Here is a 16865-nt window from a genome sequence, read left to right as displayed (position 1 = left end):
GCGCGGGCGCGACCAGGTACGGCGACCCGGTCGACGGGACCCCTAACTCACCACAATCGCCGCCAACGCCCACGCCGACGCCGCTGCCGCTGCCGCCACTACGCCAGCAAGCACCGAAACCGCCGCCGTTCTAGCCGCGGCGTCCGCCGGCGAGATTTCCCTGGCGGCGTTAGCTGGCGGGACCTCCCTCGCGGCGTTCGCGGGCGCGCTCGAACAACCCGTAACCACCGATGACAAGAGGGACCAAGATGAAACCGACGCCGACCATGATGGCCTGGAGATTGCCCTGTGCCGTCCCGATCCACAAGGACACCAGTCCCCCGACTACCGCGAGGGGCGATCCGAACGTCTTCACCACCACCGGCGGGATAAACCCCGATCGCAGACCCGCGATGTAGAAGCCGACGATGGCGGCAACAAAACCGAGGAGGGCAACAGCCACCCACGGGCCATCCGCGCTGCTCGCAGCCACCGCGCCGAACAACGACACCCCGACGGCAACCCCAGGCACAACACCCCACCGGCCCACCATCAGCAGACCGCCTGTGACCCCTGCAGCCGCCACAAGCCCGGCGAACAGCCCGATGACGCCCCCGAGGATCAATCCGACGCCGCGGTCCGCATCCATTGGCGTCACGAACCCGAGAAGCCAGCCGCCCAGCACGACGCCGACGAGGATCACCCCCGCCCAAAGCTGCACAAGACCCGCCGTCGGAAGCTTCACCCCAAGCGGGCGACGCCGCGCGCGCTCCCCCGCCTTCGATGAGCGGCGCGAGTAGTCGTTGTCCCGTCGGCGCTTCTTGGACATGCCCACCAGCCGGTGCGCTTACGCCTTAGTCGCCTCGAGTCCACGCTCGAGGTCGGCGAGGATGTCGTCGATCCCCTCGATACCGATCGACAAGCGGATGAGACCTGGCGTCACGCCCGCCTCGTCGCGCTGCTCCTGAGTGGAGCGCTTGAAGATCGTCGACTCCATGTGCAGCGCCAACGTGCGCACGTCGCCGATGTGCGTCATGTGGCTGACTAGCTCGAGGGCCTCCACGAACTTGCGCGCCGCATCCGGCCCACCGGGCAGGTCGAACGAGACGACAGAACCGGCACCGTCCGGCAGGTACTTCTGCGCGAGCTCGTAGTAGGCGTTCGAGGGCAGGCCCGAATAGTCGACCGAAGCAACCTCGGGACGCGCCTCGAGCCACTCGGCGACGCGCTGCGCGTTCTCGACGTGGCGCTCCATACGCAACGACAGTGTCTCGATACCGTGCAGCAACAGGAACGTGCTCGTCGGCGGCACCGTGGGGCCGTAGTCGAGCACCGTCACCGACTTCACGTAGCTCATGAACGTGTCAGCGCCGTAGCGCTCGATGAACGAGGGCGCCCCTTCGAAGGAGCCCTTCGTGAAGTGCGGGAAGCGCTCCGAGTTTGCCGCCCAGTCGAACTTGCCGGCGTCGATGATGACGCCGCCGATGACCGAGCCGTGGCCAGAAAGCCACTTCGAGGTCGAGTGGATGACGATGTCAGCGCCCCACTCGATTGGCCGACACAGGTAGGGGGTCGCGACCGTATTGTCGACGATGAGCGGAACGCCAGCACGCGCGGCCACCCGGCCAAGGAGCTCGAGGTCGACGACGTCGTTCTTCGGGTTCGGCACCGACTCCGTGTACACAGCCCGAGTTTCGGGTCGCACGCGCGCGAGCCACTCCTCCTCGGTTGCATCCGCACCGAGGAACTCGAAGTTCAAGCCCTGCCTTGTGAGGCTGCCGTCGAAGAGCTGACGCGTGCCGCCGTAGAGGCTCGCGGTCGAGAGGACGTGGTCGCCCGATGCGGCCAGCGAAAAGAGCGTCATGGCGATGGCCGCCTGCCCGCTCGACACGACGAGCCCGTTGCGGCCGCCCTCGAGGTTCGCGATGCGCTTGCCAGCCACGACATTCGTGGGGTTGTCGCCTCGCGAGTAGGCGCGCCCGACGCTCTCACCAGAGAACCTCGCCTCCGCCTCGTCGTACGACGGGAAGACGTACCCAGCACTCTGGTAGATCGGCGTCACCCGCGCGCCGACGTCGCTGTCGACGACCGCGCCGGCGTGGATCTGCCTGGTCGCAAAGGTCTGTTCGTTTCGCTCTTCAATAGCCACAGGGTCAACGTACGGAACTCGCGTCAGCTTTTGGAGCCGCGGCGAAACCTTTGGAAATACGCGAGGGCCCCCGAGCGTTCACGTGGCTACGCTTCCCCCATGCCCACGCCGACAAGCAAGACACCCGCGTCAAGCACGGTTGCGACCACGACGCGCTTCGACACCATCACTCGCGACGAGCTGGCTCGCCCGGACAGCCGCAAGTGGAGCCTCAATGAGGGCACGATCGGCGCGTGGGTCGCGGAGATGGACTTCGGCACGGCCTCCAACGTGCGGGAGGCGATCCTCGGTGCGGTCGCCAAGGACGAGCTCGGCTACCTCGCCCCACCCACGTGGGCGCGGACGACGGCCGCCGCATCCGCCTTCTTTGAGCGTCGCTACGGCTGGGCCGTCGAACCCGAACGCATCCACCACGTCGCCGACGTCATGGGCGCCTTCGACGTGTTCGTCCGGCATTTCACCGCCCCCGGCTCGCCCATCATCGTGCCGACGCCCGCCTACATGCCGTTCCTCGTCACGAAGGAGCTGCAGGGGCGCGAAACCATCGAGGTGCCAGGCGTCATCGAGGACAACCGCTGGACACTCGACTTCGACGGCATCGAGCGGGCCTTCGCGAACGGCCCCGCCAACGTGGTCCTGGTCAACCCGCATAACCCGACCGGTGCCATCTACACGCGCGAGGAGCTCCTCCGCCTCGCCGACATCGTCGAGCGCGGCGGAGGACGCGTCTTCGCCGACGAGATCTGGGCACCGCTCACCCTCGACGGGCCGCCGCACATCCCCTACGCCTCCATCTCAGCGGAGGCCGCCCGTCACTCGGTGACCTCGACCGCAGCGTCAAAGGCGTGGAACGTCGCCGGCCTGAAATCGGCGCAGATCATCTTCACGAACGACGACGACCTCGAGCACTACCGCACGTTCGGCTTCGGCGTCGTCTGGGGATCCTCGATCCTCGGGGCCTTCGCGGCAGAGGCCGCCTACCGTGACAGCGACGACTGGCTCGGCGAGGTCAACGGGGCGCTCGTCGAGAACCGCGACCTGCTCTTCGCGCTCGTTGCCGAGCACCTGCCCGGCGTGCGTACGATCGTGCCCGAGTCGACCTACGTGGCCTGGCTCGACGTTTCTGCGCTTGGCATCGAGGGCTCCCCGGCGAAGTTCTTCCTCGACAACGCCGGCGTCACGCTCACCGCCGGAGCATCTTGTGGGGCCGGCTTCGAGCAGTACGTGCGCATCGTCTTCGCAACGCCCAAGCCAGTCCTCGAGGAGATCATCCAGCGCATGGCGGATGCACTCGCCAGCCGCTAGCGAGCTGTACGGCTAGCCCTGCTCGGCAATGCGCTCGTGGTGGCGGATCACCTCGGCGATGATGAAGTTGATGAACGTCTCGGCGAACTCTGGGTCGAGGTGGGCCTCCTCCGCGAGCTGACGCAGGCGCAGAATCTGGCGGCGCTCCCGATCCGGGTCCGCGGGCGGGAGACCGTACTCGGCCTTCAGCTCGCCCACGAGCGTCGTGAACTTGAACCGCTCGGCGAGCATGTGCACGAGGGCTGCATCGATGTTGTCGATGCTGCCGCGGATCGAGGTCAGTCGACGCAGCGCCGCGTCGTCAGCCTCGTGTTCAGCTTGGGTGGGGGCGTCGGGCGATGAAGGCATGGGAGGAGCCTAGCGGGGGTCGGGGCACGTCGAAAAGACGTTGAACTGAGGATTGTCAACAATCTACGTTCGAGCTACGCTAAGGTCATGTCGACACCCCGCGAGCCAGAAGACGCTCACCCCCACGGCGGTCATTCGCCAGAGCACGACCACGAGGGTGGCGAGTCATTCAGCCCGACGCACCCCTGCGTCGATCGCTCTGTCGCGGACGCAGACGGACACGGCCACAGCCACGGCCTGGGCGACCACACCACGGCGACGGGCAAGCACCGCAAGAAGCTCATCATCGTGCTCGCGATCACGGCCAGCGTGTTCCTCGTGCAGGTCGTCGGCGCAATCGCCTCAAACTCCCTCTCCCTACTCGCGGACGCCGGCCACATGCTGACCGACGCCGCCGGAGTCACGGTCGCACTCCTCGCGAGCTACGTCGCGACGCTCCCCGCATCATCCAAGCGCACCTTCGGCTTCCAACGCGCCGAGGTGCTCGCCGCCCTCATCAACGGGCTCATCCTCGGCGTCATCGCCGTGACGATCTTCATCGAGGCGATCCGCCGCTTCGGGCAAGAGGTCGAAGTCGAGTCGGGCATCATGCTCCTCGCGGCCGCCATCGGCGCCGTCGCGAACCTGATCTCCCTCCTCGTTCTCCGCTCGGGACAGAAGGAGAGCCTCAACGTGCGCGGCGCGTACCTCGAGATGCTGGGCGACCTGCTCGGCTCGGTCGCCGTCATCATCGCCGCCATCGTCATCTGGGCGACGGGGTGGATGGTTGCCGACCAGATCGCGTCGATCCTCATCGCGATCCTCATCTTCCCGAGGGCGATCAGCCTCCTCCGCGAGGTCGTCGACGTGCTCATGGAGGCGACCCCGAAAAACGTCGATCTCGACGCCACCCGCGAGCACCTTCGCTCGGTGCCTGGTGTCGTGGATGTGCACGACGTCCACGCGTGGACCATCACCTCTGGGGTTCCCATGTTCTCCGCCCACGTCGTGGTCGCCCCAGAGGCCCTCGACGAACGAGGCCTCGACGCCGTTCTGTGCGAGCTCGACGCCTGCCTCAAAGAGCACTTCGAGACGAGTCACAGCACGTTCCAGGTCGAGCCCGCCGCCCACGTCAGCCACGAAGCCCACTCCGGCCAGGTGCACTCATGAGCGCGTCAGACCTGACCACGGCGCCACTCCCCGGAATCCAGAGCCAGTCGACGTCTGCGATCATCGCCGAGCACTTGCGCGAGCGTGTCGTGGACGGCACCTTCGCACCTGGCTCCCAAATGAACGAGGCAAGAATCGCCAGCGACTTCCAAGTTTCCAGGGGCCCCGTGCGCGAGGCTTTGCAGCGGCTCGTCCAGGAGGGGCTACTCGAGAGCCGACGCAACCGCGGCGTCTTCGTTCGAGAACTCACCGACGACGACGCGGCGGAGATCTTCGCGGCCCGCGAAGTGCTCGAGTGCGCCGCGGCCGCCGTCATCGCCGCCAAGCCTGCCGCGGAGAGGAGCGCCATCGCGGCCGCGCTCTCTTCGGTTGTCACCGAACTCAACGCCGCCATCGAGGCGGGCAACGAAGCGCGAGCCCTGCGCCTCGACCACGAATTCCACAGCCGGTTCGTGGAGAGCGCAGGCAACTCCCGGCTCGCTCGCGCCTACGCGACCATCGCCACCGAATCGCTCATCTGCTCGTCGCACGCCGTGGGCGCGCATCCGCCGCTCGGAGACTTCGGCACCCATCACGAAGCCCTCGTGCACCTCACCGAGCGGGGCGACATCGAAGGCATCCACGCGGCCGTGCACCAGCACCTCACTCGTCACTGACAAGCCCAGCGCGCAGTAGAAGCTCAGCGCACAACACGAGGCTCGCGCTCCCGCAGGTGGGGAACACGAGCCTCGTGTTGTAATCAGCTCAGATGAGCCGTTGGAATGGGCTAGGCGGAGAGCCCGTCGAGCACGGCAGCGGTGCCGGAGAGCCCGAGGCGCGACGCGCCAGCCTCGACCATGGCAAGCGCATCCGCCGTCGAGCGGATGCCGCCAGACGCCTTGACGCCGAGACGTTCGCCAACGGTGCTGCGCATGAGCGCCACGGCGTGGGTGGATGCTCCCCCAGCAGCAGAGAAGCCCGTCGAGGTCTTCACGTAGTCGGCGCCAGCAGCCTCGGAGGCCTCGCACGCCGCGACGATCTCGTCGTCGGTGAGCGCGGCCGACTCGATAATGACCTTGAGCAGGGCGCCTGGCGCAGCCGCACGGACCGCAGCCACATCCGCCTGCACGAGGTCGGCGCGACCCGCCTTGAGCATGCCGATGTCGATCACCATGTCGAGCTCGTCTGCGCCGTCCTCGACGGCCCTGGCGGCCTCAGCCGCTTTGATCGCCGAGTGATGCTTGCCCGACGGGAACCCGATGACGGTCGCGATCTTCACGTCGCCCGCGTCGCCCTGCACGGGAAGCATGTTCGGAGACACGCAGATCGAGAACGCCCTGAGCGCCTTCGCCTCATCGAGGAGCGCGGAAACCTGGTCGGGCGTGGCGTCGGTCTTCAGCAGCGTGTGGTCGACGATGGCCGCCAGCTCCGCCCTCGGGACCTGGTCGTCGCGGCCGGACTGTTCGTTCAGATCGGTCATCAGCTGATGACGTTGATCTGCACGTCGACGTTGCCGCGAGTGGCGTGCGAGTAGGGGCAGATGTCCTCGTGCGCGACGCGGGCGACCTCGGCGGTCTCCTCGGCGGAGAGGTTCGGCGCGTACACGTCGTGGACCACCGACAGCTCGAAGCCTGTGGGCTCGCGCTTGCCGATTCCCAGCGAGGTGGAGACGGCGGCGTCCTTCGTGTCCTTGCCGAGCTGCTTGCCCGCCGCGTGGAACGCGCCGAGGAAGCAGGCCGAGTAACCGGCCGCGAAGAGCTGCTCAGGGTTGGTGCCCTCGCCGCTGCCACCCATCTCCTTGGGGGGACGCGTGTCGAGGTCGATGCGGTCATCTTCCGAACGCACGTGGCCGTCGCGGCCACCACCGGAAGCGTGGGCAATTGCGGTGTACACAGGAGTCGTCATAGCTCCATGGAACCACGTCTCCCGAAAGACACGCTCAGTCGCCGCGCGTCACTCCGATTGGGCGGCGGGATCGCCCGCCGAGAGCAGCCCCGCCCCGCGCTCCACACGGGCGAGCAACGCCCGCCGCACATCCGGCCACTCCGACTCGATGATGGAGAAGCGAACCGTATCGCGCCAGGTCCCGTCGGCACGAGGCCGGTGCCGACGCAGCACCCCTTCCCTTGTCGCTCCGAGCTTCTCGATAGCGGCCTGCGATCGCTCATTGAGGTTGTCCGCGCTGAAGGCGACCCGCCCGAAGCCGATCTGGAAGAGGTGGTCGAGCAGCACGAGCTTCGTCGCTGGATTCACGATGCTGCCCCAGACCGCGGGCGCATACGCCGTCCAGCCGATCTCGGCCGACTCGGTTGCGAGGTCGACTCGTCCAATCGAGGTAGTGCCGACGGCTCGACCGTGCTGGGCCCCGCCTTCTACTCGAACGATGTAGGTACATCCGGCCTGCGGCCCGGGGGTGTAGTTCGACACCCATTCGTCCCAGTCGGCGCGAGCCGGGAGGCCGGCTGGACCTCCGCCCCACCCCGAAGCGAACACTTCTGGAACACACAGCGCGTCACCGAGCTCGGCCCAGCCGTCAGGGCTGGCTGGCTCGAGGGTTACGTGGAGCCCGGTGAGCGACTTCTCCGGATCAAGGTTCATGGCTTCATATAACACGATGAGGTCGTTTTCGGGAGTACCCACGAGTGACATATCACACACCATGGTCCGGAATAGCCAACAACCAGGCGGAAAGGCGATTCTTGCAGGGACAAGCATGGATCGGTCGATTCGTCCAGGTCAGAACTCCCCTGGTCAGAAGCGGATTCTGGGTGCCCAACCAACCAGACGGCACGCGGACGATATCCATGGACTAAATACGCCTATTGGGACCCCCCAAGAGTGCAACCGCGGCTCGTTCTCGTGTTAGTTTCCTTCTCGTGAGAGCGATACAGGCTCCATCCGGACTGCCCAACGCAAGTGAAGCGGCTTTCGGAGGTAGCGCCCCCACATCCCCCAGATTTCGAGCCTCGGCCCGAGATCCACGACGGAACAGAGAGCAACCAAATACTCCCCGCGCCGGCGCGTAACGCCCGGTTTGAGGAAATACAGGCCCCAATCGACACCGGGGCGGGCGTCGTCGGGGGACGACGCCCAACTGCACTACTCGCCAAGGCGACCGCGGCAGGGGACGATGGGCACCAACTTCGGGGGAAGTTGGTGCCCATCACTACTTTCACGGGACACTCGCGCGCATGCGAGTCAACCTCTTGAGAGTTCAAGGGCGGCGAACCCATCGGGTTCGCCGCCGTTTCGGCGCTCACGCCGCCCGGTACCTGCCCGGTCGATGGTTGAGCATGATGATGACGCTCATGACTCCGGCACCCAGTGCCGAGATGAGGACCAGCAGCGGGTCGATGACCGTGAGCGACGCGAGCACGACCAGCAGGTCGAGCCCGAGCAGCACGTACCCCGCCCGGATCCCGAATCGATCCTGCACAACAAGCGCGACCACAGTGAAGCCGCCGAGGCTCGAGTTATGCCGGAAGAGGATCAACAGGCCAACCCCACAGATCACGTTGCCGAGGACTGCCGCATAGAGGGGATGCAGTTCGATCTGACCGAAGCCTGCCGTCGAAGCGTGCAGAGACGTCAGCAGCGACACGAGCCCGATCGACACGAGGCTCCTCACGACGAAGCGCCACCCCTTGCCCCTCGCTGCGAGTGCGAAGAACGGCAGGTTCACGACGACGAAGATGATTCCGAAAGGGACAGGGAACACGTACCCCAGGAGCAGCGACAGCCCTGCGGTTCCCCCAGTGACGAGCCCGCCGGATCTCAGGATGAAGAGCCCGAGCGAGACGACGAGCGCACCAACCGCGAGGCCGGCGATGTCGTCGATGGCGCGGTGTCGTGGGGGTTCGACCAATTCAGGCATGCGCAGAGCTTTGTCTCCAAGGGTAGTCTGCGCAACACAGGACATCAACATTGAGCAATCTGCTCACATATGTCTCACCAAGGAGCGAATATGCCCAAGCAGAGCGGCTTCGACGCCTTGGATGCTCGAATCATCCGCGCGCTCGACCGGCACCCGGGAGCATCTGTCTTAGCACTCGCCCGCGAGCTCGGGGTCGCGCGCAACACGGTGCACGCCAGGCTGACGAAGCTCGAGCGCGAGGAGATGCTCGCCCCCGAGAGTCGGCGCCTCGACGCCACAGCCCTCGGCTACCCGCTCACCGCCTTCGTCGCGCTCTCACTCAGCCAGAACGCGGCGGACGAGGCATACGCACTGCTTGCCGAGCTGGCTCAGGTCGTCGAGGTGCACTCCACCACGGGAGACGCGGACCTGCTGGTGCGCGTCGTCGCCAAGGACACGAGCGACCTGCACCGGGTGACGCGGGCGATGCTTGATCTGCCCGGCGTCACCCGGACGAGCACAACCGTCTCGCTGTCCGAGGTTGTGCCGTACCGGCTCAGCCGAATCCTCGACGCCATAGCCGAGGGGGACGAGCCAGCCGTTGGTCGCTAGTCCTGCGCTGTCGCTGGTCCTGCCCTGTAGCTAGTCCTGCTTGGTCGAGAACGCCGAGTCGAAGGCAGCCTCGGACGGGCGGTACGTGGAGAGCTTGCGCACAAACCCGAGCGCTTCCGGGGCGCCGACGAGGCGGTCCATGCCCGCGTCCTCCCACTCCACCGAGAGCGGGCCCTCGTAGCCGATCGCGTTCAGCATGCGGAAGCAGTCCTCCCACGGCACGTCCCCGTGACCGGTCGAGATGAAGTCCCAGCCCCGCCGCGGGTCCGCCCACGGCAGGTGCGACGACAACCGCCCGTTCCGCCCGTTCGACAGGCGCTTCTTCGTGTCCTTGCAGTGCACGTGATAGATCCGGTCCTGGAAGTCCCACAGGAACCCGACCGGGTCGATGTCCTGCCACACCATGTGCGAGGGATCCCAGTTCAACCCGAACGACTCCCGATGCCCGATCGCTTCCAGCGCGCGCTTCGTCGTCCAGTAGTCGTACGCGATCTCCGATGGGTGCACCTCGTGCGCGAACCGCACACCGACCTCCTCGAACACGTCCAGGATCGGGTTCCACCGGTCCGCGAAGTCCTGGTACCCCGCATCCACCATCGCTTCCGTGGCGGGCGGGAACATCGCGACGTACTTCCAAATCGAGGACCCCGTGAACCCGGTGACGGTCTTCACGCCGAGCGCCGCGGCGAGGCGGGCCGTGTTCTTCAGCTCCTCCGCGGCACGCTGACGGACCCCTTCCGGTTCGCCGTCGCCCCACACCCGGTCGGACACGATGTCGCGGTGCCGCTCGTCGATCGGGTCGTCGCAGACGACCTGGCCTTTGAGGTGGTTCGAGATCGTCCACACTTTCAGGCCGTTGCGCTCCAGCACTTCGAGCTTGGAAGCGACGTACTCGGCGTCGTCCCACCGCCACGGATCCAGATGATCACCCCAACAGGCGATCTCGAGACCGTCGTACCCCCACTCCCCTGCAAGCCGGGCGACCTCCTCGAACGGCAGATCGGCCCACTGACCGGTGAACAACGTGACAGGACGAGACATGGACTAGCTCCTCTGGAGTTCTGGTTCGGTTGAGGCTCGTGCGGCGTCGGCCGGGACAGGGATCGCGACCCAGGAGCTGCCGTTGGCAGAGCTCTCCTCGACGGCGGCCAGCACGCGTTGGACGGCGAGCCCATCGGCGAAGGACGGCGCCGGTGCTCGCCGAGCCGCGATGTCCTCGACGAGCTCAACCGCTTGGTGCGTGAAAGCGTGCTCATAGCCGAGGCCGTGGCCCGCGGGCCACCAGGCCTTGATGAAGGGGTGGTGGTCTGGTTCGGTGACGAGGATGCGCGTGTAGCCTGCGGTCGCCTGGTCCCCGCTCGCGTCGAAGTACTCGAGCACGTTCATGTCCTCGAAGTCGAAGGCAATCGAGCCTTTCGTGCCGTTGATCTCGAGGCGGATGGCGTTCTTCCGCCCGTAGGCGAAGCGGGTCGCCTCGAAGACGGCGATGGCCCCTCCTTGCAGGCGCCCGAAGAAGACCGCAGCGTCGTCGACCGTGACCGGGCCACGCTCGCTGCCACCCGTTCCGGAGAGCCCCGCGAAGTCGTCGGCGATCGGCCGCTCCTTCACGAACGTCTCGACTAGGCCGGAGACGCCGCTGAGCTGCTGCCCGGTGATGAAGTGGGTGAGGTCGACAATGTGCGCACCGATGTCGCCGAGCGCCCCTGAGCCGGCCTTCTCTTTGTCGAGACGCCAGGAAAGCGGCGCGTTCTCGTCGGCGAGCCAGTCCTGCAGGTACTGGGCCCGCACCTGACGCACGTCGCCGATACGACCGTCCGCGACGAGCTGCTGCGCCAGCCGGATTGCAGGCACCCGGCGGTAGGTGAAGCCCACCATGGCGCGCACGCCGCGAGCCTCTGCTGCGATGGCCGCCGCGTTCATCCGCTCGGCCTCTTCGACGGTGTTGGCAAGCGGCTTCTCGCACAGCACGTGCTTGCCAGCCTCGAGGGCGGCGATCGCGATCTCCGCGTGCGTGTCGCCTGGAGAGCAAATATCGATGAGCTGCACGTCGTCGCGAGTCAGCAGCTCGCGCCAGTCGGTCGTACTCGACGCCCAGCCGAGCTTGTCGGCTGCCTGAGCCGCCCGCTCGGCGTTACGGCCTGCGACGACCTGCATCCGAGGCGCGAGCGGCAGGTCGAAGAACCTCGGAGCATTGCGCCACGCCTGCGAGTGCGCGGCACCCATGAAGGCGTAGCCGACCATGCCGATGCCCAGGTCAGGCTGTGCGTCTTGACTCATTGTTCACTCTTTCGTTCTGGAGGCCAACGCGGGGCGGAGTCAGAGAGGAGGAGAGCTCCGCCCCGCGTGGACAGTGTGGGCGACTGGCTACGACTCGAACGCCGTGTCGATGTACTCGTCGACGTTCTCGCTCGTCACGACTGGCGCGTAGAGCTGCACGAGACGCGGAACGCTGTGCGACGAGAGGTCACCGAGCGAGCGGTCGTGCGCGATGAGGCGGGCGAGCTTGATGCCATCGGCAGCCTGCGTCGACGGGTAGATGACGGTCGCCTGGACGACGCTGTCACCTTCCTGGATCTCGCGCATCACGTTCGCAGAGCCAGCGCCACCGACGAGGAAGAACTCGTCGCGGTTGGCGTTCTCGATAGCCGAGAGGACACCGACACCCTGGTCGTCGTCGTGGTTCCAGAGTGCGTCGATCTTCGGCGCCGCCTGGAGGAGGTTGGTAGCAGCCTGCTCTCCACCCTGCACCGTGAAGTCAGCGGCAACGCGGTTCGAGACCTTCAGGCCGCAGTCCTCGAGCGCATCCGCGAAGCCCTGGCTGCGCTCCTGCGTCAGCGGCAGGGAGTCGATGCCAGCGATCTCCGCGACGATGGCGTCTGGCTTGTCGGCGAGCTCTTCGCACATGTAGGTTCCGGCACTGACGCCCATGCCGTAGTTGTCGCCGAGCACCGTGGTGCGGGCGGCGAAGGGGCTCGTGAACTCGCGGTCGACGTTGATGACCGGGATGCCGGCCTCCATCGCCTTCGTCGCGACCTCCGTGAGCGCAGCACCGTCGAAGGGAAGCAGCACGATGGCGTCGACGCCGTCGTTGATGAAGCCCTCGATCTGGCTGATCTGGAGGTTCACGTCGTTGGTGCCCTCCGCGACGCGCAGCTCGACGTCCTCGTACTTCGCGGCCTCGGCCTCGGCTGCCGACGTGATGGCACCCATCCAGCCGTGGTCAGCGGCGGGGGCCGAGAAGCCGATGACCAGCGGCTCTCCGGCCGCGTCATTGTCGGATGCGGTTGCGTTGCCGCCAGCTGGTGCTTCGCCCTCCGCTGCCGGCGGGGTGTTCGAGAGGCAACCGGTGAGCAGCAGCAGCGCCGATGCGGCCGTTGCTCCCGCTGCGAGGATCCGGCGCTTCCGGGAAGCTGTCTTCCTGAAGGAACTCGTGGACATGGGGATCTCCTTTGATGCTGCCCTTGTGGTGGGGATGTGGGTCTGGTGAGGGTCGATGAGTCGTGCAGATCGGGGCGTCGTCAGGACGTCTTCGCTCGTGACGAGAAGCGCTGCTGGAGGAGGACCGCGACCACGATGATCGCGCCCTTTGCGATGGCCTGGACGGAGCTGTCGAGGTTCGCCTGGATGAAGATGTTCGTGAGCGTCGCGAAGATGAGGACGCCGAGTACGGTGCCGACGATCGTGCCGCGGCCACCCACGAGCAGGGTGCCACCGACGACAACCGCCGCGATCGCATCCAGCTCGTAGAGCATGCCGTTCGTGGACGACCCTGCCGTCGTACGGGCGAGCATCATGACGGATGCGATACCGGCCGTCAGACCGACGAGTGCGTAGAGGTACATCGTGTGGCGCTTCACCTTGATGCCGGCGAGGCGCGCAGCTTCGGGGTTGCCGCCGACCGCCACCGTGCGGCGGCCGAAGGTCGTACGGTTCAGGAGGAACCAGCCGCCGACGGCGACGAGCACGAAGATCCAGACGATAACGGGGATGCCGAGGATGTCGCCACGGAACGTCTCGAGGAACGAGTCGACGTTGACGATCTGGGTGCGGCGGCCGGCGATGAGCTCGGCGAAGCCTCGGGCGGCGACCATCATGGCGAGCGTCGCGATGAACGCGACCACCTTGCCGTAAGCGATGAGCACGCCGTTCACGACGCCGGCTCCGAGGCCGACGAGGAGCGAGGTGAGCACGATGACCCACCACCCCCAAGCCTCGGCGTAGGCCTGCGTCGACAGCGTCGTCGCCCACACGGAGGCGAGCCCGAGCACGGAGCCGACCGACAGATCGATGCCGCCAGCCGTGATGACAAACGTCATGCCTATGGAGAGGACGCCGATGATCGAGGCCTGGCTCAGCACCACCATGAGGTTGTCGACGCTCGCGAAGCGCTCGCCCGCAGAGACGGTGCCGGCGATGCACAGCACGACCAGCGCGAGGATGAGGCCGAAGTTGCGGGCCGAGCTGCCCCGGAAGAAGCCGCCGCGCTTCGCATTGTCGTTTGCCACCTCGTGCTCGACCCGCGAGCTCTCGTTGGCGGCCGGGGCGATGACGCCGTCGCCGTTCGGGGATGAGGACTGGGGAGTCTGAGTGCTCATGCTGCGCTGCTTTCCATAACCATGTCGAGTACGGCGTGCTCATCAAGAGCGGATGCGGGGCCCTGGTGGACAACTTGTCCTTCTGAGACAACAAGCACCCGGTCGGCGAGGCCGAGGACCTCAGGGATCTCGCTCGAGACGACAACAACCGCCGCCCCTTCACCTGCAAGCTTGCGGATGAGGGCGTAGATCTCTGCCCTCGCCCCCACGTCGACTCCTCGCGTTGGCTCGTCGAGCAGCAGCACGCGGCAGCCGTGCACCAGCCAGCGGGCCAGCATCGCCTTCTGCTGGTTGCCGCCCGAGAGGGTGCGGATGTCGCGCTCGACGCCGGCGGGCCGCAGGTCGAGGTACTCGGCCTGCTCCTTGGCGGCCCTGCGCTCGTCACCCTCCTTCAGCCACGAGAAGGAGGCGAAGCGCTGGAACGTGGAGAGGGTGATGTTGCGATAGACCGGCTCGTCGAGGAGCAGCCCCTGGCTCTTGCGCTCCTCCGGAGCGAGGCCGATGCCCGCGTTGACCGCGGCGGTGACAGAACCGCGCTTGAGCGTCTTACCCTCGACCGTGACCGTGCCGCCCGTGGCCTTTCGCGCCCCGTAGATGGTCTCGATGATCTCGCTGCGACCAGCCCCGACGAGGCCAGCAAACCCGACGATCTCCCCGGCAGAGACCGTGAAGGAGACGTCCGAGAACGTGTCGGCGAGGGCGAGGTCCTGCACGTCGAGCAGAACGGGAGCATCCGCCGGAAGCTCCGGCGACTCGGGGAACAGGTACTCGACCTTGCGGCCCGTCATGAGCGTGATGAGCTCGGAGGTCGGCGTCTCGCTGACCGGGAGGTTCTGGGCGACCGTGCGGCCGTCCTTGAGTACCGTGATGCGGTCGCCGATGGTGCGGATCTCTTCCAGGCGGTGGGAGATGTAGATGATCGCGACGCCCGCCTTCGTGAGCTCCTCGACCACGCGGAAGAGGTTCGCGACCTCTTCCGAGTCGAGCACCGCGGAGGGCTCGTCCATGACGATGATTCTGGCGTCGTGCGACAGCGCCCGTGCCATGGAGACGATCTGCTTGCCGGCGGCCGACAGCTCGCCGACCTCCGTCGTCGGCGAGATCTCGGAGTGACCGAGCCGCGCGAGGATCTCCCTCGTGCGCTGCTTCGCCTCGGCGCGACGCGAGACGCCAGCCGTGTCGAGCTCGTGCCCGAGGTAGACGTTCTCTGCGACGGTCAGCCCGTCGACGACGTCGAGCTCCTGGTACATCGTCGCGATGCCGAGCCCGAGGGCGGCGACGGGGTTCGGGATGGTGATGGGCTCGCCGTCGAGGAGGAGCTGCCCTTCGGTCGGCTGGTGTGCGCCGGCAAGGACCTTGATGAGCGTCGACTTGCCTGCACCGTTCTGGCCGAGCAAGCAGTGCACCTCCCCGGGGAGGACGTCGAGGTCGACGCCGTCGAGAGCCCGTGCTCCAGGGAACTGCTTGACGATGCCGCGCATCTGCAGGAGTGGGGATGGACCCGATGTGGGGTCTTCGTTGACCATGTGTCGAAAGCTACCCTCACTTCTGTCGACGGTCAAGCAAAAGTCTCATGCCTGTTGCACAATTGAGATACGCCACCACGCAGAAGCATCGCAGTCACCGTCGACGAACCGCGCGGTAACGTGGCGAAGTCGGCTTCCACCGACAGCCGAACCGAGAAGGGAGACCCCCATGGTCGTTGAACAGCTGCCGAAGCCGGCGTCGCGCCAGACAGGACCCGGGGAGCTCTTCCAGATGCTCAGAGACGGGGCCCCACGCACACGCGCCGAGCTCGCATCCGTCACCGGCCAAGCCCGCTCCACGGTTGCGACCCGCATCGACATGCTCATGACGGCCGGCCTCATCGTCACCGTCGGCGAGGCCCACTCGACGGGCGGCAGGCCCCCCGCGGTCTTCGCCTTCTCCCCCGAGAGCCGAGTCGTTCTCGCCGTCGACCTCGGTGCCACGCACGCCCGCATGGCCCTCACCGACCTAGCCTCGAACATCATCGCCGACTCCGAAGACAAGCTGCCCATCGACCTCGGGCCGGACACGGTGCTCGCCTGGGTGTGCAACAAGGGCGACGAGATGCTCGCCGCCTCCGGCCGCGGGCGCCGAGAGCTCGTGAGCGTCGGCGTCGGGTTGCCTGGCCCCGTCGAGTTCAGCTCGGGCCGCCCCATCAACCCGCCCATCATGCCCGGCTGGGACGACGCCGACGTCGCCGGCAGGCTCGGAGCCCACTTCGACGCGCCCGTGCTCGTCGACAACGACGTCAACATCATGGCCCTCGGCGAGCACCGCAGCGAGTGGCCAGACGTCTCCGACCTGCTGTTCGTGAAGGTCGCGACTGGCATCGGCTCCGGCATCATCGCCGACGGCTCGCTACGCCGCGGCGCTCGGGGCGCGGCAGGCGACATCGGCCACATCGCCGTGCCGGGGGCGGACGACATCCCCTGCCGCTGCGGCAACCTCGGCTGCCTCGAGGCCGTCGCCGGCAGCGACGCGATCGCCCGCAGGCTCCGCGAAGAGGGCATCGAGGTCTCAGGCAGCGCCCAGATCGTCGCACTCGTTCGCTCGGGCGATCTCAACGCGGCCCGCGCACTCCGCCAGGCCGGGCGCGACGTCGGCACCGTGCTTGCCGCTTGCGTCAGCATGCTGAACCCGTCGATGATCGTCATCGGCGGAAGCATCGCCGAAGCCGGCGAGCAGCTCATGGCCGGCATCCGCGAGGTTGTCTACTCGCGCTCGCTGCCCCTCGCTACGCAGCACCTCAGGGTCGTCGCATCCCGAGCGCGGGGCGAAGCCGCCATCCTCGGGGCGAGCGCGCTTGCCGTCGACCATGTCCTTTCGGCTGACGCCATCGACGCGGCGCTCGCCTGAGAGCGCCAGCGCA

At 66.9% G+C, this 16865-nt stretch carries 17 protein-coding genes; 5 read left to right on the top strand and 12 right to left on the bottom strand.

From position 1 onward, the window contains the following. Positions 1 to 169 precede the first annotated feature (169 nt). Positions 170 to 808: a hypothetical protein gene (locus FHX72_RS11930; protein WP_183625304.1), complete on the bottom strand. Its 639-nt coding sequence runs from the start codon at positions 806 to 808 to the stop codon at positions 170 to 172. 18 nt (positions 809 to 826) lie between these two features. Further along, complete coding sequence (locus tag FHX72_RS11925) at positions 827 to 2128, bottom strand: O-acetylhomoserine aminocarboxypropyltransferase/cysteine synthase family protein (protein ID WP_338110120.1); 1302 nt, start codon at positions 2126 to 2128, stop codon at positions 827 to 829. 99 nt (positions 2129 to 2227) lie between these two features. On the opposite strand from FHX72_RS11925, the gene FHX72_RS11920 reads away from it, so the two are divergent. After that, positions 2228 to 3433 (top strand): MalY/PatB family protein, encoded by a 1206-nt coding sequence (locus tag FHX72_RS11920; RefSeq protein ID WP_068476569.1) that lies wholly within the window; start codon positions 2228 to 2230, stop codon positions 3431 to 3433. Between the two features lie 12 nt (positions 3434 to 3445). Here the strand turns inward: FHX72_RS11920 and FHX72_RS11915 are convergent, their stop codons facing one another. After that, on the bottom strand, positions 3446 to 3781 hold the full coding sequence (locus FHX72_RS11915; RefSeq protein WP_068476567.1) for a chorismate mutase: 336 nt from the start codon (positions 3779 to 3781) through the stop codon (positions 3446 to 3448). 87 nt (positions 3782 to 3868) lie between these two features. Between FHX72_RS11915 and FHX72_RS11910 the strand changes: the two genes are divergently transcribed. Then, the gene (locus tag FHX72_RS11910) at positions 3869 to 4930 is read left to right on the top strand and encodes a cation diffusion facilitator family transporter (RefSeq protein ID WP_183625302.1); all 1062 of its coding nucleotides are present in this window, start codon (positions 3869 to 3871) and stop codon (positions 4928 to 4930) included. Beyond that, on the top strand, positions 4927 to 5586 hold the full coding sequence (locus FHX72_RS11905; protein WP_183625300.1) for a GntR family transcriptional regulator: 660 nt from the start codon (positions 4927 to 4929) through the stop codon (positions 5584 to 5586). Before FHX72_RS11910 ends, FHX72_RS11905 begins: the two co-directional genes overlap by 4 nt. Before the next feature lie 110 nt (positions 5587 to 5696). Here FHX72_RS11905 and deoC read toward each other — a convergent pair whose 3' ends face one another. From deoC to FHX72_RS11885, 4 genes are all read right to left on the bottom strand, one after another. After that, on the bottom strand, positions 5697 to 6389 hold the full coding sequence (deoC, locus tag FHX72_RS11900; RefSeq protein ID WP_183625298.1) for a deoxyribose-phosphate aldolase: 693 nt from the start codon (positions 6387 to 6389) through the stop codon (positions 5697 to 5699). Continuing rightward, positions 6389 to 6814: an organic hydroperoxide resistance protein gene (locus tag FHX72_RS11895; protein ID WP_183625296.1), complete on the bottom strand. Its 426-nt coding sequence runs from the start codon at positions 6812 to 6814 to the stop codon at positions 6389 to 6391. Before FHX72_RS11895 ends, deoC begins: the two co-directional genes overlap by 1 nt. Positions 6815 to 6862: 48 nt before the next feature. Beyond that, positions 6863 to 7549 (bottom strand): GNAT family N-acetyltransferase, encoded by a 687-nt coding sequence (locus FHX72_RS11890; RefSeq protein ID WP_338110119.1) that lies wholly within the window; start codon positions 7547 to 7549, stop codon positions 6863 to 6865. A gap of 616 nt (positions 7550 to 8165) precedes the next feature. After that, complete coding sequence (locus FHX72_RS11885) at positions 8166 to 8783, bottom strand: YitT family protein (RefSeq protein ID WP_068476556.1); 618 nt, start codon at positions 8781 to 8783, stop codon at positions 8166 to 8168. Between the two features lie 90 nt (positions 8784 to 8873). Here FHX72_RS11885 and FHX72_RS11880 point away from each other — a divergent pair, with 90 nt between their 5' ends. Further along, entirely contained in the window at positions 8874 to 9374 is a 501-nt protein-coding gene (locus FHX72_RS11880) for an Lrp/AsnC family transcriptional regulator (RefSeq protein WP_183625294.1), read from the top strand. A 30-nt stretch (positions 9375 to 9404) separates the two neighbouring features. Here the strand turns inward: FHX72_RS11880 and FHX72_RS11875 are convergent, their stop codons facing one another. The 5 genes from FHX72_RS11875 to FHX72_RS11855 form a co-directional block, all read right to left on the bottom strand. Beyond that, entirely contained in the window at positions 9405 to 10415 is a 1011-nt protein-coding gene (locus tag FHX72_RS11875; protein WP_183625292.1) for a sugar phosphate isomerase/epimerase family protein, read from the bottom strand. A 3-nt stretch (positions 10416 to 10418) separates the two neighbouring features. Then, positions 10419 to 11651, bottom strand: a complete 1233-nt coding sequence (locus tag FHX72_RS11870; RefSeq protein ID WP_183625290.1) for a Gfo/Idh/MocA family protein — start codon at positions 11649 to 11651, stop codon at positions 10419 to 10421. 87 nt (positions 11652 to 11738) lie between these two features. After that, positions 11739 to 12812: a substrate-binding domain-containing protein gene (locus FHX72_RS11865; RefSeq protein WP_068476549.1), complete on the bottom strand. Its 1074-nt coding sequence runs from the start codon at positions 12810 to 12812 to the stop codon at positions 11739 to 11741. A gap of 80 nt (positions 12813 to 12892) precedes the next feature. Then, positions 12893 to 13969, bottom strand: coding sequence for an ABC transporter permease (locus tag FHX72_RS11860; protein WP_183625288.1), 1077 nt, complete (start codon positions 13967 to 13969; stop codon positions 12893 to 12895). Further along, positions 13966 to 15495 carry a sugar ABC transporter ATP-binding protein gene (locus FHX72_RS11855; RefSeq protein WP_183625286.1) on the bottom strand — a complete coding sequence of 510 codons (1530 nt, stop codon included), beginning with the start codon at positions 15493 to 15495 and terminating at the stop codon, positions 13966 to 13968. The genes FHX72_RS11860 and FHX72_RS11855 overlap by 4 nt, the downstream gene beginning before the upstream one ends. Before the next feature lie 169 nt (positions 15496 to 15664). Here FHX72_RS11855 and FHX72_RS11850 point away from each other — a divergent pair, with 169 nt between their 5' ends. Then, entirely contained in the window at positions 15665 to 16852 is a 1188-nt protein-coding gene (locus FHX72_RS11850) for an ROK family protein (RefSeq protein ID WP_183625284.1), read from the top strand. Positions 16853 to 16865: the final 13 nt, after the last annotated feature.

The sequence above is a fragment of the Pseudoclavibacter helvolus genome (assembly GCF_014191305.1).
GTDB classification, from domain to species: Bacteria; Actinomycetota; Actinomycetes; order Actinomycetales; family Microbacteriaceae; genus Pseudoclavibacter; species Pseudoclavibacter helvolus.
Note: the sequence above shows the minus strand (reverse complement) of the source record. Positions and strands in the feature narration are given on the sequence as shown.

Excerpts from the sequence above, each read along its gene's own strand:
- FHX72_RS11885 (WP_068476556.1), bottom strand. The coding sequence starts at position 8,783 with ATGCCTGAATTGGTCGAACCCCCACGACACCGCGCCATCGACGACATC.
- FHX72_RS11880 (WP_183625294.1), top strand. The coding sequence starts at position 8,874 with ATGCCCAAGCAGAGCGGCTTCGACGCCTTGGATGCTCGAATCATCCGC.
- FHX72_RS11865 (WP_068476549.1), bottom strand. The coding sequence starts at position 12,812 with ATGTCCACGAGTTCCTTCAGGAAGACAGCTTCCCGGAAGCGCCGGATC.
- FHX72_RS11875 (WP_183625292.1), bottom strand. The coding sequence starts at position 10,415 with ATGTCTCGTCCTGTCACGTTGTTCACCGGTCAGTGGGCCGATCTGCCG.
- FHX72_RS11895 (WP_183625296.1), bottom strand. The coding sequence starts at position 6,814 with ATGACGACTCCTGTGTACACCGCAATTGCCCACGCTTCCGGTGGTGGC.
- FHX72_RS11915 (WP_068476567.1), bottom strand. The coding sequence starts at position 3,781 with ATGCCTTCATCGCCCGACGCCCCCACCCAAGCTGAACACGAGGCTGAC.
- FHX72_RS11910 (WP_183625302.1), top strand. The coding sequence starts at position 3,869 with ATGTCGACACCCCGCGAGCCAGAAGACGCTCACCCCCACGGCGGTCAT.
- FHX72_RS11920 (WP_068476569.1), top strand. The coding sequence starts at position 2,228 with ATGCCCACGCCGACAAGCAAGACACCCGCGTCAAGCACGGTTGCGACC.
- FHX72_RS11870 (WP_183625290.1), bottom strand. The coding sequence starts at position 11,651 with ATGAGTCAAGACGCACAGCCTGACCTGGGCATCGGCATGGTCGGCTAC.
- deoC (WP_183625298.1), bottom strand. The coding sequence starts at position 6,389 with ATGACCGATCTGAACGAACAGTCCGGCCGCGACGACCAGGTCCCGAGG.
- FHX72_RS11850 (WP_183625284.1), top strand. The coding sequence starts at position 15,665 with ATGGTCGTTGAACAGCTGCCGAAGCCGGCGTCGCGCCAGACAGGACCC.
- FHX72_RS11930 (WP_183625304.1), bottom strand. The coding sequence starts at position 808 with ATGTCCAAGAAGCGCCGACGGGACAACGACTACTCGCGCCGCTCATCG.
- FHX72_RS11905 (WP_183625300.1), top strand. The coding sequence starts at position 4,927 with ATGAGCGCGTCAGACCTGACCACGGCGCCACTCCCCGGAATCCAGAGC.
- FHX72_RS11855 (WP_183625286.1), bottom strand. The coding sequence starts at position 15,495 with ATGGTCAACGAAGACCCCACATCGGGTCCATCCCCACTCCTGCAGATG.
- FHX72_RS11860 (WP_183625288.1), bottom strand. The coding sequence starts at position 13,969 with ATGAGCACTCAGACTCCCCAGTCCTCATCCCCGAACGGCGACGGCGTC.